Annotated in this window: 14 protein-coding genes; 6 read left to right on the top strand and 8 right to left on the bottom strand. The window is 54.3% G+C overall.

Annotated features, from left to right (window positions below; genetic code table 11):
• Nucleotides 1-42: 42 nt before the first annotated feature.
• The gene (locus QWI16_RS01195) at nucleotides 43-549 is read right to left on the bottom strand and encodes a ligand-gated ion channel (RefSeq protein ID WP_302710886.1); all 507 of its coding nucleotides are present in this window, start codon (nucleotides 547-549) and stop codon (nucleotides 43-45) included.
• Between the two features lie 2 nt (nucleotides 550-551).
• Complete coding sequence (locus tag QWI16_RS01190) at nucleotides 552-1,307, bottom strand: MipA/OmpV family protein (RefSeq protein ID WP_302710885.1); 756 nt, start codon at nucleotides 1,305-1,307, stop codon at nucleotides 552-554.
• A 129-nt stretch (nucleotides 1,308-1,436) separates the two neighbouring features.
• On the opposite strand from QWI16_RS01190, the gene QWI16_RS01185 reads away from it, so the two are divergent.
• Together QWI16_RS01185 and QWI16_RS01180 are read left to right on the top strand one after the other, a co-directional pair.
• On the top strand, nucleotides 1,437-2,591 hold the full coding sequence (locus QWI16_RS01185) for a sensor histidine kinase (RefSeq protein ID WP_302710884.1): 1,155 nt from the start codon (nucleotides 1,437-1,439) through the stop codon (nucleotides 2,589-2,591).
• The gene (locus tag QWI16_RS01180) at nucleotides 2,592-3,230 is read left to right on the top strand and encodes a response regulator (RefSeq protein WP_302710883.1); all 639 of its coding nucleotides are present in this window, start codon (nucleotides 2,592-2,594) and stop codon (nucleotides 3,228-3,230) included.
• Between the two features lie 30 nt (nucleotides 3,231-3,260).
• On the opposite strand, the gene QWI16_RS01175 is transcribed toward QWI16_RS01180, so the two are convergent.
• Nucleotides 3,261-6,899 carry a carbohydrate-binding protein gene (locus tag QWI16_RS01175; protein ID WP_302710882.1) on the bottom strand — a complete coding sequence of 1,213 codons (3,639 nt, stop codon included), beginning with the start codon at nucleotides 6,897-6,899 and terminating at the stop codon, nucleotides 3,261-3,263.
• Nucleotides 6,900-7,349: 450 nt separating this feature from the next.
• Between QWI16_RS01175 and QWI16_RS01170 the strand changes: the two genes are divergently transcribed.
• Nucleotides 7,350-8,735 (top strand): alpha/beta fold hydrolase, encoded by a 1,386-nt coding sequence (locus tag QWI16_RS01170; protein ID WP_302710881.1) that lies wholly within the window; start codon nucleotides 7,350-7,352, stop codon nucleotides 8,733-8,735.
• A 16-nt stretch (nucleotides 8,736-8,751) separates the two neighbouring features.
• Here QWI16_RS01170 and QWI16_RS01165 read toward each other — a convergent pair whose 3' ends face one another.
• Genes QWI16_RS01165 through QWI16_RS01155 form a run of 3 tightly spaced genes read right to left on the bottom strand, consistent with a single transcriptional unit; the run spans nucleotide 8,752 to nucleotide 9,758 of the window.
• Complete coding sequence (locus tag QWI16_RS01165; protein ID WP_302710880.1) at nucleotides 8,752-9,045, bottom strand: hypothetical protein; 294 nt, start codon at nucleotides 9,043-9,045, stop codon at nucleotides 8,752-8,754.
• A gap of 1 nt (nucleotide 9,046) precedes the next feature.
• Nucleotides 9,047-9,418, bottom strand: coding sequence for a RebB family R body protein (locus QWI16_RS01160; protein WP_302710879.1), 372 nt, complete (start codon nucleotides 9,416-9,418; stop codon nucleotides 9,047-9,049).
• Between the two features lie 13 nt (nucleotides 9,419-9,431).
• On the bottom strand, nucleotides 9,432-9,758 hold the full coding sequence (locus tag QWI16_RS01155) for a hypothetical protein (RefSeq protein WP_302710878.1): 327 nt from the start codon (nucleotides 9,756-9,758) through the stop codon (nucleotides 9,432-9,434).
• Nucleotides 9,759-9,779: 21 nt separating this feature from the next.
• On the opposite strand from QWI16_RS01155, the gene QWI16_RS01150 reads away from it, so the two are divergent.
• The 3 genes from QWI16_RS01150 (at nucleotide 9,780) to QWI16_RS01140 (ending at nucleotide 12,604) form a co-directional block, all read left to right on the top strand.
• The gene (locus QWI16_RS01150) at nucleotides 9,780-10,229 is read left to right on the top strand and encodes a hypothetical protein (RefSeq protein WP_302710877.1); all 450 of its coding nucleotides are present in this window, start codon (nucleotides 9,780-9,782) and stop codon (nucleotides 10,227-10,229) included.
• A gap of 1,031 nt (nucleotides 10,230-11,260) precedes the next feature.
• Entirely contained in the window at nucleotides 11,261-11,731 is a 471-nt protein-coding gene (locus tag QWI16_RS01145; RefSeq protein ID WP_302710876.1) for a hemerythrin domain-containing protein, read from the top strand.
• A 12-nt stretch (nucleotides 11,732-11,743) separates the two neighbouring features.
• Nucleotides 11,744-12,604 (top strand): SDR family oxidoreductase, encoded by an 861-nt coding sequence (locus QWI16_RS01140; protein WP_302710875.1) that lies wholly within the window; start codon nucleotides 11,744-11,746, stop codon nucleotides 12,602-12,604.
• Between the two features lie 537 nt (nucleotides 12,605-13,141).
• Here QWI16_RS01140 and QWI16_RS01135 read toward each other — a convergent pair.
• Nucleotides 13,142-13,879, bottom strand: coding sequence for a S1 family serine peptidase (locus QWI16_RS01135; RefSeq protein WP_302710874.1), 738 nt, complete (start codon nucleotides 13,877-13,879; stop codon nucleotides 13,142-13,144).
• Nucleotides 13,880-14,112: 233 nt separating this feature from the next.
• Nucleotides 14,113-14,526 carry a transposase gene (locus QWI16_RS01130; RefSeq protein WP_302710873.1) on the bottom strand — a complete coding sequence of 138 codons (414 nt, stop codon included), beginning with the start codon at nucleotides 14,524-14,526 and terminating at the stop codon, nucleotides 14,113-14,115.
• Nucleotides 14,527-14,546 lie beyond the last annotated feature (20 nt).

The raw sequence follows: 14,546 nt of genomic DNA, 5'->3' as shown, positions 1-14,546 counted from the left end.
GACTATCACCTTATACAGACTCTTCGCCGCCTTGCGCTTAGGCTACTCAAACGTTAGGCCGTGCACGCGCCGCTCACAGTTCTCGTCGCCACACAGCTCCAAAATCAGGTAGCCTGAAAACGGCAGCTGCGGAAAGTAATCGGTCAGATCATTGTACTGCAACAGATCGCCATCCTCGCGACAGCTAAAACTGTTGTCCGATTCGTACCGGCAGCGAAAGGTCACCTCGCGGTTGGCGTAGCAGTGATCGGCGTATTCAACCCCGCAGTCTTCGTCCAGCAGGCGCCAGTCGTCGGCGGAGATGTTCCGGTCCTGGCTCAGGTATAAACGCGCATCAAACAGTACCGCCCCCGAGGTGCGCCACTCTACTTTAAGCTCCTCTCCCGGATACAGAGATGAGTGGCTCGCCGAAAAATCGTCGATGTCCACTTCCAGATCGTCATTAAGCTCTTTGAGCACCGGGTCGTCATTGCCCCCGCAACCCACCAACAGCACCAGCAGTAACAGACACAAAAGTACAACAACCGTGTCGACGGATATTTTTGTCATGGTTAAAACCTCGTTACAAAGATAAGACCTAGTTGGGCGCGATACGCTCTCCCCACCAGCGGGCTGTCGGCAATGGCGCTATCCAAGCGCTCGTAGCGGGCAAAGCCGCGCAGCGAGTGGCGCTGACCAAGAGGAATGTACAACTGAGCCCCGGCAATCGCATTGAGGCTGTCATCCAGGGTGTAGTGGTAACGGCCGAGTGCCGGATTCACATTGTCGCCGGTCACGCCAAATACCTCGGTGGCGTAGACGCTTTCCATCCAGTAAGCGCCAACACGAGCCGACACTTGCCAGCCAGAACCGTGCCGATACAGTGGAATATCCGCCCGCAGCAAGGCAGAGGCACCATCGGACTGACCCTCAATGTCCTGCACCAAACGCAGGTGAAAAATGCTGTAATCGAGCTGCACATGAGCCGTCACTTCACCATCGGGAGAATCGTAGCCGGCAAAGACCCGGTCGTCCGAGTCATACTCTACCAGTGCATAGTCGCTCTGATAGGTTTCATCGCGATAGCCAAGGCCGAGAGATAAGCGCACAGGCGAGCGCAGTACATCGTACTGCACCAATCCTTCCCCCACACCAAAACCCCAGCGGCCATAGCGCGCGCTGATATACGGCAGTGGCGTCAGCTCGACGTCCACGCCCTTCCACGGCGTCTGCAAGGCCGCTCCGCCTGCCCCTGCCTCAACCGTCCACTCACCAGCCTCGCTGGTACACGCCATCGCCAACACCATGGCCAATAAACACCGCCGCATGCTCACCTCCCGTCATCATGGGCAGCCAGTGTAGGGGCCGGCTTCGGCTGGCGCATGTGGCAAATGTCATGATATAAACCGTGACAAATGGCACATGCTGCCCCGCCCGACACGGCCCATACTAACCTCATGCACACACCAAAAAATTCGCACTCACGGTTAGGCCACCTGCAACAGTTGGAGCTCGCCCTGGCGATTACCACGGCGCTGGTGGTGGCCTACCTGATGCTGACCACCGGCCCTGACACGCTGAAGATGACGGCGGCCGTCCCTCTGCCCGCCGTCGTTGCCCTGTTGGGGCTGATCATTGGCTATGTGGTATTGGATTTTTTCTGGCATCGCCTGAGCCGCCTCAAACGGTATCAACACCCGCTGTTTGCCATCGCATTTCTCGCCACTTGCGGCTTGATACTGCTATACGAATCGACGTTCGTCAGCATTTTGATGATTCTGATGGTCGGGCGCGCTGCGCACCATTATTCCCTGCCCATGTGCCTGGCGCTGGCAATAGTGCCCACCCTCTGCGACGGACTCATTGATCACTTTGCCCATCAAATACCCTATGCCATGGCCTCGGCGGTACTCTACATTCTGTTTAATCTGGCCATATTGGTGATCAGCTACGCGTTGAAATCCGAGCAAGCAGAAAAGGAGCGCTCGCGCAGACTCTTGCGTGAGCTGCAGGCCACTCAGTATCTACTCGGCGAGACCGCCAAACAGGACGAGCGCCTGCACATCTCGCGCGAGCTCCACGATCAGGTGGGCCACCATCTCACCGCGCTGAGTTTGCAACTGGAAGTCGCCATCCATGCCGATGACGAGAGCGCCCGCCCGCACGTGCAACGGGCGCGCGATATTTCCAGTTTGTTGCTCAGTGACATCCGCTCTACGCTCAACGATATTCGGCGCAGCAGCCGCATTGATTTAAAGTCCGCAATTGAAAGCCTGTTACAACCGGGCGATGAACAAGTGACCATTGCCATTGACGACGCGTTATCGATCAATAGCCCGGCCATCGCCGAAACCTTGTTTCGCTGCACTCAGGAAGCGCTCACCAATGCCCGGCGCCACAGCAGCGCCAATGAGATTCACATCCGTATCACCGGCGACGCCGAAACGCTGAGCTGGGCATACAGGGACAACGGCCAGGCACCTGACACCATCACTCCCGGCAACGGCTTGATCGGTATGCGCGAGCGAATCCAGCACCTCGGAGGCACTCTGTCGGTAAACGCCTCAAGCACAGGCTTTCAACTGCGCGCCGCAATCCCTCAGGAGCCCTAGATGCCCATTGATGTACTGCTGGTCGACGACCAAACACTTGTCAGAGAGGGCATTAAAAGTCTGCTGAACCTGGACCACCGAATTCGAGTGTGCGCTGAGGCGCGCGATGGCAAGGAGGCCCTGGCGCAACTGCAAAGCCGCCCGGTGGATGTTGTGCTGCTGGACATACGCATGCCGGTAATGAGCGGCCTGGAGTTTCTCAAAGCCGCCAACGAGCAGCAGCTGGTACACAACACGCTGGTGCTGACCACCTTTGACGAGCACGAACTGGTGCTCGAGTGCCTCAAGCTCGGGGCCAAGGGGTATCTGAAAAAAGACGTAAGCCTCAGCACTCTGATCAACGCCATAGAAAGCCTCGCCAACGGCAAAAGCTGGATGCAGCCGGCACTGACCGAGCGGGTAAAGAGTCGTGTTCAATCCGACACGCAAGCGCACGAGCCCATCACTGAATCCCTGACTGAGCGCGAGCTGCAAGTGTTGCAACTGGTGGCCGGGGGTTACTCCAACCACGAAATTGCCAGCGCGACTTTTCGCTCAGAAGGTACAGTTCGCAATCAGGTATCGTCCATTCTCGCCAAGCTCAATGTAAAAGACCGCACGCGCGCGGTGCTCAAAGCAATGGATCTGGGACTGCTGTAAAAAGGCGCCCCGCAGGGCGCCAAAGGAGGATTACTGAATGATCAGGTTGAAGCCCGAGGGCACAAAGTGCGTATCCGGGTGAGCCACATTGCTGGTGCTCAGATTATTGAAGGTGGCCGTGCCATTGTTGGTGTAAGAGTAAATGGCAGCGCCCGGGTGAGGGCCGGCAAAGCGTGACGTGGTGACACCATCGAGCCCGGTGCCATCAATCACAATATCGTTGAACACCACATTTTCAAAGCCGCCGCCGTAGCCCATTTGTATGGCGCTGCGCTGGGTATCGTAAATGTCGATATTGGAAATAGTAAGGTTGCGAATGGGATCGGTAGAAGCCTCCAGATCAATCGCACCGCGCTCACCGCCCCAGGTGTCGAGGCTGGTGCCACTGCGGATGATGGTGCTATCGGAAAAGACAATACCCGTGTTGTTCTGGAAATGATAACCAGGGAACACCGTGTTCATCCGAAACCCCGAAGAGCCAATACCGTCCACAATCAGGTTGTAGGTGGCCTGATGACCGCTGCCACCAAAGAACGCAATACCCGCCGCACGCCAGTTAAACTCAATGGTGTTGTGCGTGAAGGTATTGTTGACCCCCGGCGGCGCACCATTGACGTTACTGGTCCAGACGGCCAGGCCGTCGTCGCCGTTATTGCGGATGCTGCTATTGCGCACGGTCGAGTTGCTGGTGCCCTGAGCAAAGTTAATACCATCGGCCAGATTATTGCGCACCCGGCTGTGCTCGATCAGCAAGTTGTCAGCGATAATCGCAGGCGTGTGCGCATAGTCGCCCACCCAAAAGCCACACTCAAAGTGTTCAACCCAAACGTTATGCACCCTGGAGTCAGTGCCAAAATTGTCCATAAAGGCTTTGTAAATGGCTTGCTGGTTGTAGCGCGAGCGCAGCATGGAGTTCATATACACGTGCGAGAAGTCCAACTGCCCCAGCACCCGGAACGAAATACCACCCGAAGCCGCATTGGGGTTGGTGAACTGCAATTTGGTATGCCAGATCCCCGCACCCATAATGGTAATATCGTCGATCTCATTACCCACACTGCCAATCACCCACATGTTGTCCAGGTGAAAGGTACCCGGCGGGATGTACAGTGACTGGCCCGTGCTGCGCGCCGCATCCACCGCTTGGTTAAACGCAGCAAGGTCGTCCTGGCCGTCGTTGGCGATTGCGCCAAAATCCGTCACCGCCACCGAATTACCCGGACGGGCGATGGGCGCCGATACCGGCTCGATTTCCAGAAAGTCCACTCCGTACTCAAGCGCATCCCCATTGGTTTTTTCAATGCGAATCACGTCACCGGGCTCCAGCGCGGTGCTCAGCATCCAGTGTGTTTCATCAAAACGGAACAGCGGATTGCCGCCAGCCGGAGTGTCAGCCGGATGGCCACCGCCGGGGGTGAAGTACTGGTAGTTGTAGTAGGAGGTAAGCGGCACTGTCTGCACCTGCACGCCGTTGACCAGCACATCCAGCGAACCGTCCAGCCCCATGCCGTCAGCCGAATCGGGCATGGTAAAGCGCATTGTCACACCGCGGCCACCCTCGCCATCGCGAATGGTCCACTCGGCATAAGCGCCGTTGCTCGGCAGGGCGATGTAGCTCTGCCCAGAAGCCTCGGACGCCGTCAACAACTGATCAAAGTTAGGGGCCTCTCTAAGCTCAGCGCCACCACCGTAGCTGGCGCTGCCGGTATCGTAGCGGTCATACGGCATATTGGCACCGTGCTCGCCATTGGGCTCTGGATGGTCGGGGTCGCCACCACTGCCCTCTGCCAAGGTGGTCGCCGTTACACTGGCTGTTGGCGACGACGAGCCGAACGCGTTATAGGCCAGCACTGAATAGCCATAGCTGGTCTCTGGAGTAAGCCCGGTGTCCTGATAGTTCGCAGCGCTTACATCGGCGATCACATTGTCATCGCGCAGCACCTGGTAGCCATCGGCCTGCTCAGAGCCCGCCCAGGACAAAAACACCGCGGTGTCGGTTTGCCCGGTGACCGTCAGGTTTGCCGGTGTTGGCGGCGGTACTGGGTCCGGGTAGCCGTTGATTTGCAGCTCCGCAATTTGGGCCGCGCTCCAGGCGGTGTTGCCACTGACCTCAACCCGCACATAGCGTGCCGAGGTTTCGGCAAAGCCCAGGCTGGCGCTATTGCCCATAGCCGGATCAAAATCCAGTGGCGTCGCCCCGGCAAGGGTGCTAAAGGCGCTCCCATTATCACTGGCCAGCACACTGACGGTTTGTGTGCGGCTTTCCCAGGCCATATCATCCGGCAGCTGCAAAGTCACTTGATTGACGTAGTGAGCGCTGCCCAGGTCAACGGTTATAAACTGCGGCAAAGCACCGCTGCTCTCCCAGTAGCTGGCGCGGTTACCATCCACCGCGTTGGCCGCCACATGGTAGGCATGGCCACTAGAGGCGCTTACGGGCTTGCCGTCTGCCACGTTATCGCCAGCGGGCGGCGTACCATCATTATCGGTAGTCGCGGTGATGGCAGCGCTGGGGCTGGACTCCCCATCGCTGTTGTAGGCGCGCACTGCATAATCGTAGGAGGTGCCAGCGGCGAGGCCGGTGTCTTGATACTGGGTACCCGTGGTCGAACCGACGACCGCGCCATTGCGCAGTACATCGTAACCCTCGGCGTTGGCCGACGCATTCCAGCTCAAGCTGACACTCGAGGCTGTCGTCGCCGTGACTTGCACGCCAGTGGGAATCGCCGGCGGTGTTACATCCGTGCCGGCACTGAACTCCAGCCAATTGACGTTAAACATACCACCGCTGGCAGAGCCTTCAAACACCAGATACAAGTCGTGCAGACCATCGGCGTAGACACTGGTGCTTTGCGTCACCCAGCTTTGCCAACCTCCGGTATACCCGACGGGAACAGAGCCGATCAGTTCGCCGTTTGGGCTGTCCAGATGCAATTGAATCGTGCCACCTGAGTGATTGGAGGCGACGCGCGCCTCGACGCTGTAAGCGCCCGAGGCAAAATCGACATCATCAAACATGATCCAATCACCGTTGTCGATCCAGCCGATGTTGCTACCGCCGTCCTGATCACTGGTAGCCTCGGTTTGAATACCCTGCATATTGTCAAACGACTCCGCCTCAATGCGGCTGAACGCACTGATCGGCTCGTTAGTGGTGCTGCCAAACACCTGAAGCTCTGATAACTGACCGGCAGGCCAGCCGCTGTTGCCGGTAAAGCGCAGCCTGACAAAGCGCGTGTCGGTATCGGCAAAATCAACGGTCACGCGGTTTAAGTTCGCCGGGTCAAAGACATAATCGCCAGATGCGGCCAAAGAGGTGTAACTACTGCCGTCGGTACTGCCCAGAACCGCCAGCGTTTGTGTGCGGCTGCCCCAGAAATCCGGCAGCATCAGCTGCAACCGCTCAACGGAGGTTACGGCACCCAAGTCGAGGGTTAAGGTTTGCGGAAACGCATTGTTTGCGCTCTCCCAGTAGCTTGCCGCATTGCCATCGTTGGCATTGGCCGGGCCGTAAACGTCCGACATGCTGCTGGCGGTGATATTTTTACCTTGCGCCAGGTTGGTTTGCGCCAGCGACTCACCCGCCGGCAACAGGACCGACGCCACGGCCGCGCCGAGCAAACCGGCGCGGCGCCACAGGCGCCTGTTGTGAAATTGAGGGATTGCCATGATAGAAACCTCGCTTATTATTAAAGTGTATGCTTCTCAAAATTGAAAATACCGCGCGAATACGCATAGCCGGTATCTTGCCCGTCAACCCGTACTCCTTGCCTCGGGCTTGCCTCCCTGTAAGTGGCTCTCCAGTGTCTTGTCGCAAGGGCGCACAAGCGCGCCTGATATAAGACGATTGTCGGCGTGGATTAAAGGCAGTGAGGTGAAAAGTGTCTATAGCATTGGACGCAAGGTCATAATGAAAACGTTTTCTGGCCGTGAAAACGTTTTCTGATAAGCAACATAACGCGCCCGCTTGAGGAAGGAAAAACCGAGCGTGGAGTGGTTACTCTGACAGAGCAACATCAAAAGGTCGCACGCATTGTGCGTTAGCGCACTGGTTCAATACGGGGGAAGCTGCGACAATAACCGTTTGAACTGAAGATACCTCTACTGGACACCCAAGCCTTGCGACAGATCTTTTTTCTTACCTTGCTACTGTGTACCTTCGTCAAACCTGCGCTGACTTACGGCGAGACGCAAAGCAATAAAAAAACGCTCCCGGCCGGCTGGACGTCCGGTTACGCCTCCGAGCCGGTGTTTAACAGCCGGGTATTTTGGGTGGAGGCCGGCAAGGGTAACGACAAAACCCTTCTTCTCGTGCACGGGCTGGGCGAAAAAGGCTGGCGCGACTGGGAAAAGCTGATCCCGCAGCTGGCAAAAACCCACCGGGTGCTGGCCATCGACCTGCCGGGCTTTGGCCGTTCGGAAAACCCCGGAGGCAAATACTCGCCCACGCGCTATGCGCAAATGATCAAAGCCCTGGCTGACAAATCCGGCATCAAGCGCTTCGACCTCATGGGCCACTCCATGGGCGGCGCCGTAGCCCTGCGCTTTGCCAGCCACTACCCCGACTCAGTGGATCATCTGGTGCTGATCAGCGTTGCCGGCGTGCTTGAGCGCAGCACCTTTGCTCAATACTCTTCGGCACTGCCGCTGGAGGCGGGCATGGTCTCCTACTTCAATGCCCTGCCCGAAGGCGTGCAGGACGGCATCAGCGATTTGGTGCGCAGCGTCGGCGGCGGCCTGCTGCGCTGGGACGCCCTACCCGACCCCACCAAAGTGATTTCGGGCAGCGAAATGACCTGGAGCGCGGCACTGGGCGAACACCCCAACCTGAACGCTGCCCTCGCCCTGGTCGAGGAAGACTACTCCGGGGATTTACAGCAACTGGAGGTTCCCACTCTGATTCTCTGGGGCAAAGAAGATCCGGTGGCGCCGCTGCGAACGGGCGAGTTGCTGGATGGCCAGATACCCAATTCCACGTTTTTGGTCTACGCCGGCATGGGCCATATGCCCGTTAACTACCCAGAGCAAATTGGCCAGCCCATCGCCACGTTTTTGCAGCAAACCACATGGCAAGCCCCGTCCATTGAGCCGCAAAAAAACAAAGGCGACTTTTCCTGCAAAGACCAAAGCGACCTGACGTTAGGTGGTGATTACCGCCATATAACCATCACGCATTGCAACAACATTGTCCTGCGTAACGTGCAGGCCCAGAGCATTCACATCACCGACTCCAACGTCACCATGACCCATGTCAGCGCGCAAGCTGATGAGGTCGCGCTCAGCGTTAACGCCTCCAATGTCACCATCACCAACGGCCACTTTTCCGGCAAGACGGGCCTTGCGGCCAGTGACAGCCATTTGGATTTTGCCGGTGTGGAGCTGATCGGCCGGCAAGAGGCCATGACCAATCAAAAGGCCTCGCGCTACGTCTTTTCAGTGAGCCACCTGAGCTCTGCGGATCACCGGCAAAGCCTGCACGGGGTTTACACCTTTGGCAGCGACTAGGCCGGCGTAAACCGCATTAGGTCAGCGCCTTAAACTCCGCCAGAATTTGCGCACAAATGCTGCCGGTTTTGGCGAGATACTCCTGACTGCTGGCCATCGCTTTTTCTATTTCTCGCAATAGGGTTTCGCCCTCCGGTTTTCCTTGCTCAAGGTTTTTCAGCGCCAGCGCCGTGGCACTGGTAAACACCATATGGTTATTCCTCGCCAGTGTAGCCGCGTCCTGCAGTATCAGCTGAGTGGTTTGCACGGCGGCCAGATAGGCCATAGCTTCTGGCGTCTTGGGCGCTTTTGCCAGTGTTTCGGTATCCATACTAGGCTCCTTTTACCGACGATGGGTTTTCCGACCGCGCTTTGAGCGACTCCAGTTGTTGCTGCAGCAGGCGAATCTGTTGCTCGATTTGCTCGCGAGCCGTCTCAGCCGGCTGCGCGGTGAGTATAAGCGTCTGATGAGCCGCAGACGCCGACTCCACGCCTAATAAAGTCGATACACCCAGGGTCGTCGCCGCCTGATAGCTCACATTGGCCTGCTGTTGAGCATAGACCGCATTGGCCGCCGCTAAAGCCAGCGCATTGCCGATACTCTGATAAAGACTGCCCAGCGCCATGGCGGGCGCCTCACCGAGAACTTTGGCGTTGATATCAGCGTGAGCCGTGTCGGCCGCAGAAGAAGTTGTGTCCGTCATAAATAACATCCTGTTAATAATAGAAGGGAAGGTCGAGCCTAAATGCCCAAACTGTCGCTAGTCTAAATGAAGCCGTCTTTTGATGCTCATTATTCTGGAGCGATTTTTGTATGTTGGCCCGTCCATTATCTGTTGAAACCGAGGAGGACACACATTGGGAACCGATTGGATCAGCGCTGGCAGCAACGTAATCACGACCGCTATCTGGTTGATTTACCTGCAACTTTTCTACTTTAGCTACAGGCGCGCAAACCGCCCCTTCAGCATCATCCACCAGGCGCAGGGCAGCGGCCTCAAAGCCTGCTGCCTGTTTGTAAATATGAGCAAGGAACCGATACACGTACAAAGCGTGGTGGCTAAAGTGAAAACCGCATCGGGCCTCAGCACCGGCTTTGTCACCGACTACGCCCGCCACTCGCCCGAGGATAAAAGCGTAGCCAACAACCTGCGCGAAGGCCCCATACAGCCGGGGGGCTACCTTGTGCTGGGCAGCTTTGAAGATATTCTGCAAAGCGCTGTGGGCACCGACCAATCGCCACCACAGACACAAAAAGACGCACTGGAGCACGCCAAACGCCTGCAAATCTGCATTGCCGCCACCCACGGCCCGAGCCAACACCTGATTGGTGCGCGCCGCAGCTTTGACATCAGCCGCAACGGCGAAGCAGGCCACTTGCAGGCGCAGAGCATCTATACCGAACAGCTCACCTCAAAACGCAAACGCCGCGAAGTGCGTCAGTGGGTACAGGAGCGCCTGCAGCCAAGGTACGACAGTGAAAATCAGGATCGCGACAGCGAGCAGCGGGTGTAGGGGCTGCTTGTTAGGCGTGGAAGTGTTCTGTGAACTAGGTACTTGGAAAACGTTTTGATCTTTCGCAATGTGAAAGCACGAACGTAATCGTTAAACGGTCAACCTTTTCCAGTACCTACGCGCGAACTTGCAGTTTCCATCGGGTGACTATGCGTAGCATGCTTGCACTAGCAATTTCAGCGATGGAATAAATCGAGCCGTAATGGCACGCAAACCCTTCCTGTATTTCTACATAATATAGACAGAGGCCCAAAAACGCATCAAGGCGTAACTCTGAACTTACTCCTCGATTCATACTCGGCTCGATAAGTTGCAAAACCTACCCTATCATGTAGTCTGGAAGACACAGCGGCAGATTATTATCAACGAACAATCCCGGCAACCCAATCAAACGGAGGTCGCCATGAAGTACGGCATGGGTGTCATAAGAAACTTTGGCAATCTGAATGAAAACAATCTTTCAAAGATCGAAAAGCAGCTAAAAATGAGAGGCTTCACACGATCTGATAGAGTCACTTTTCGGACAGAAGGTAATTACGCGATAGAACATCAAGAATCTAAACGTCCATCCTCTGGTAACGCCTCGACGTACACTATCCTCTGGCTTGAGAAATAACCCTGTCGCCTTTAAAGCGCCCGAGATGCGGACCGTACGTTAAACCGTTCCAGATTTATAACGCGTTCCGGCACTTTTATTCAATACCTTCCCCCTGTTGTAACGATTGCATCTTCTGCCGCACCAGACGCCATAGCTTTTGATTACTAGCCAGCACTTGGCGTCCACTTTCTATTGCATTAGCGGTCTACAAAAAGTCAATTCCACCGACTTTTTATTCGCTACCGGAGCCCTCCTTGTAAATAATTCACAGCTATTTACCACATAACGTTAGAGATCTATGAGTAACAGCCAATACACACGCAAAAAAAAGGATTATACGCCAATGCAAGGGGTTTATGGCTCTTTCTTTATTGGCATGACTTCTGCTCGTTCAGGCTTACGTTGAACTTATCACCGAAGCTCGAGGTAAATTATGTCTATTTACGCGTACCTGAAAAAAGACCATGAGAAAATTAAAGCCCTTATGGACAAAATTAAAGTTCTTGGCCCGGAAGAATCTTCCGAGCGAAGCGAGCTATTTAACCAACTAAAGGCAACGATTATCACTCATAGTAAGGCGGAGGAAAAAGCATTCTACGACCCGCTCAAAAACCACCCTGAAACGAGAGAGCAAGTTAAGCATGGCGAGGAGGAACACCAACAATCTGATCAGTTGTTGTCTGAGCTTACAGATCCGTCTTTGACCGGGTCTGCTTGGTTCCAGAAGTTTCTAACATTAAAAGAGAGCCTGGAGCACCACATCGAAGAAGAAGAGAAGGACGTATTCTTTGATGCGAGAAGAGCCTTGGATGGCGAGCAAGCGGAATTTATGGAAGCCGCAATGCGTACGGAAAAGCAACGGCAAGTCGCCGACAGTTCGATTTCCAAACGCCCCAACATCTAATGGAGAGGCCCCATGAGTGACAAGAAAGAATCTTTTCCCCCACAGCATCAAACTCATCAACCTGGCGACGAGAGGGAAATGCAACCACAACCTGAGTCCTTTATGAAAAACTACAAGCCCTCAGGAAAGCTTACGGGAAAGATTGCTATTGTCAGTGGTGGCGACAGCGGAATCGGTCGTGCCATTTGCATCGGCTTTGCCAAGGAAGGCGCCAACGTCGCCTTTTTATACAAAGACGAAGGCAAAGATGCGGAAATAACCTGCAATCATATTCGCGAGGCAGGGACCGAGGCCCTTGCAATCAAAGGCGACATTTCCGACGCAGACTTTTGCAATAAAAGTGTTCAAATGGCAGTAGCAAAGTGGGGTGACTTGAACGTTCTGGTCAATAACGCTGCCGAGCAACATGTTCAAGAATCCATTACGGATATTTCTGAGTCGCAGTTGCGAAGAACCTTTGACACCAATATTTTTGGAACATTTTTTTTGACGCAAGCCGCCATCAACCACTTAGGCGATGGCGATAGCATCATCAATACCACCTCGATTGTTGCGTACCGGGGAAAGTCGGTTTTACTGGATTATGCCGCTACCAAAGGCGCCATTGTTGCCCTGACACGGTCCTTGGCAGCAAGCTTGACCGAGCGCAACATTCGGGTCAACGCTGTGGCTCCCGGCCCAATCTGGACACCACTCATACCCGCCTCTTTTAGTGCCAACCAGGTTGAAGGCTTTGGAGAAAGCTCACCCATGGGCCGCGCTGGACAACCCGACGAAGTCGCACCAAGCTATATATTTCTGGCATCCAATGACGCCAGCTATATGACGGGTCAAGTGTTGCATCCAAATGGTGGCACCATTATCGGCGGATAAGAGCAGCTGCAGGCTCAGAGCATCTAGATCAAGCCGCTCACCTCAAAACACAAACGCCGCGAAGTGCGTCAATGGGTACAGGAGCGCCTGCAGCCAAGGTACGACAGTGAAAATCAGGATCGCGACAGCGAGCAGTGGGTGTAGGGTCTCACTCTAGTCGTTTGTCTGTGAATGATCATGGCTGGGGGAGGATTACAGTCGGACGTCGGGCAGGACGCCCTTACCTAAACTCCAACCTCGGCCTATACTCCGCTTCAAGCTCTAGGTAGTAACGATAGCCACCCCTAGAGAAGATGGTTTACATACGTCGCGTGTGCTCCGCTCTGCGTTAGACGGCGATGGCAATGAAGAAGAAATAATCGAGGCATCCTTGCCAAGGTCACCTCCATAGCAGTTAATCCCTCTACTCAGCCAAGATGGCCCATTGAATTTAGTAAGCCGTCCCCGGAATTTCCAGCAATTGATATTTAGCTGATTTATACCGCACTAAAGCTTGAGGATTTAACCTCGACAATGTCGCGAGATGTATTAATGGTACTAACAATATCCCTCAATACATCCTTTTTTCCAAACAATACCGAGATCAGAGTCATTATTAATGCGACCACTATAAATACCGAGATAATGAACCATTTCTTTTTGGGCGGCCCATAACTTCCCATTATGAAGTTTCGCATCACCGGGTTTTATCAAGGACAAAACTAACGATCCTGACTGCCCTTTTCGAGCTCTGCAATCTACTAAAAAAGCAGGTAAGTTACGGTAATTCGTCTCCGGTTCACTTGCTACGAATCCAGTAGCCCAAATTGCGAAGTTATCATGCATACCAAACGGATACCCGACGATATGGATTCGATCAGCCACATCTAGCTTACACCAGCCTTCATCTATGCCAACATAGTGCATTACGTAATCTTTCAATTCTGAAAGCAATACACCAACCACATCTACCTTTGCTCCATAAATTGAATGTTCAACCCAAACCGGCCTTCCATCTCGCTCAAGATCAAATTTGAACCATAAAGGCTGGTGCGGTCCCAGCAACTTTACTCTGGCTAGGTTGGGAACCGCACAGTGCTTACTTAAACACTCATTTGTTTCTGGATTTCGCCCCGTCAGATTGTGCCAATTGGTCATAAGTACCGGACCCTTGCTGCTACTTACAAAAAATGCCGTGCCTGAAGCCAACAAAGTTTCATTAAATAGCATTTCTATAAAAACCGTCGTTACTGATAGAGGGTGTATTTTTCCTCCGATCACTTCATTCTCTTGCATTAACTTTGCTCCTTTAATCCCAACATCCCCAAGCAATAGTGGCAATTAAGAGGACAGTTTACTCAATTACGAGGTTTTGGACCCGGTTTTCTTTGCTGTAGGTCGCAGCCTATAAGCGCTTCAATTCTCTGGACACAGCTCTGATTGCCAGCCGGGCTCCATGAGGCAGTGTACTTCTGTATATTCTCCTCGCTCTCAGTTCCGGCAGCCAAACACGCTCGCCAACCCTGGATTCAATAGAGCTTAGGGGATGCCGTAACAACAGCGTCATCGCGCCTGGCCAGATAGATTCTGGCACGGGACCAAAGCCATTGCTCAGGGCTGTCGAATAAATTTGCTTTTACCGGATTTAACTCAACGTACTTTGCTGTCGCCAGAAGGTACTGCTCATCCGTCATAAATGAATGAAACCGCTCCTGCCATAGGTGGCCAGTGCATTTCTGCCTGAAATTTATCGCACGACTATAGTGGCGGTGAACGCTCCTAAACAGTCCTGAGAGATTATCCCGCTCATTTGGTACGGCGACAAAGTGAACATGATTGGGCATTAAACAGTAAGCCCATATCTCGACACCTGCTTCCGCCTTGTGCTCTGCCACAAGTTCCAGGTAAATCAGGTAATCTTCCTCCTTGAAGAATGTTTTCATTCAGCGCGCACCGCGCTGAG

Origin of the sequence: Gilvimarinus algae, assembly GCF_030518215.1 — a bacterium.
Taxonomy (GTDB): Bacteria; Pseudomonadota; Gammaproteobacteria; order Pseudomonadales; family Cellvibrionaceae; genus Gilvimarinus; species Gilvimarinus algae.
Note: the sequence above shows the minus strand (reverse complement) of the source record. Positions and strands in the feature narration are given on the sequence as shown.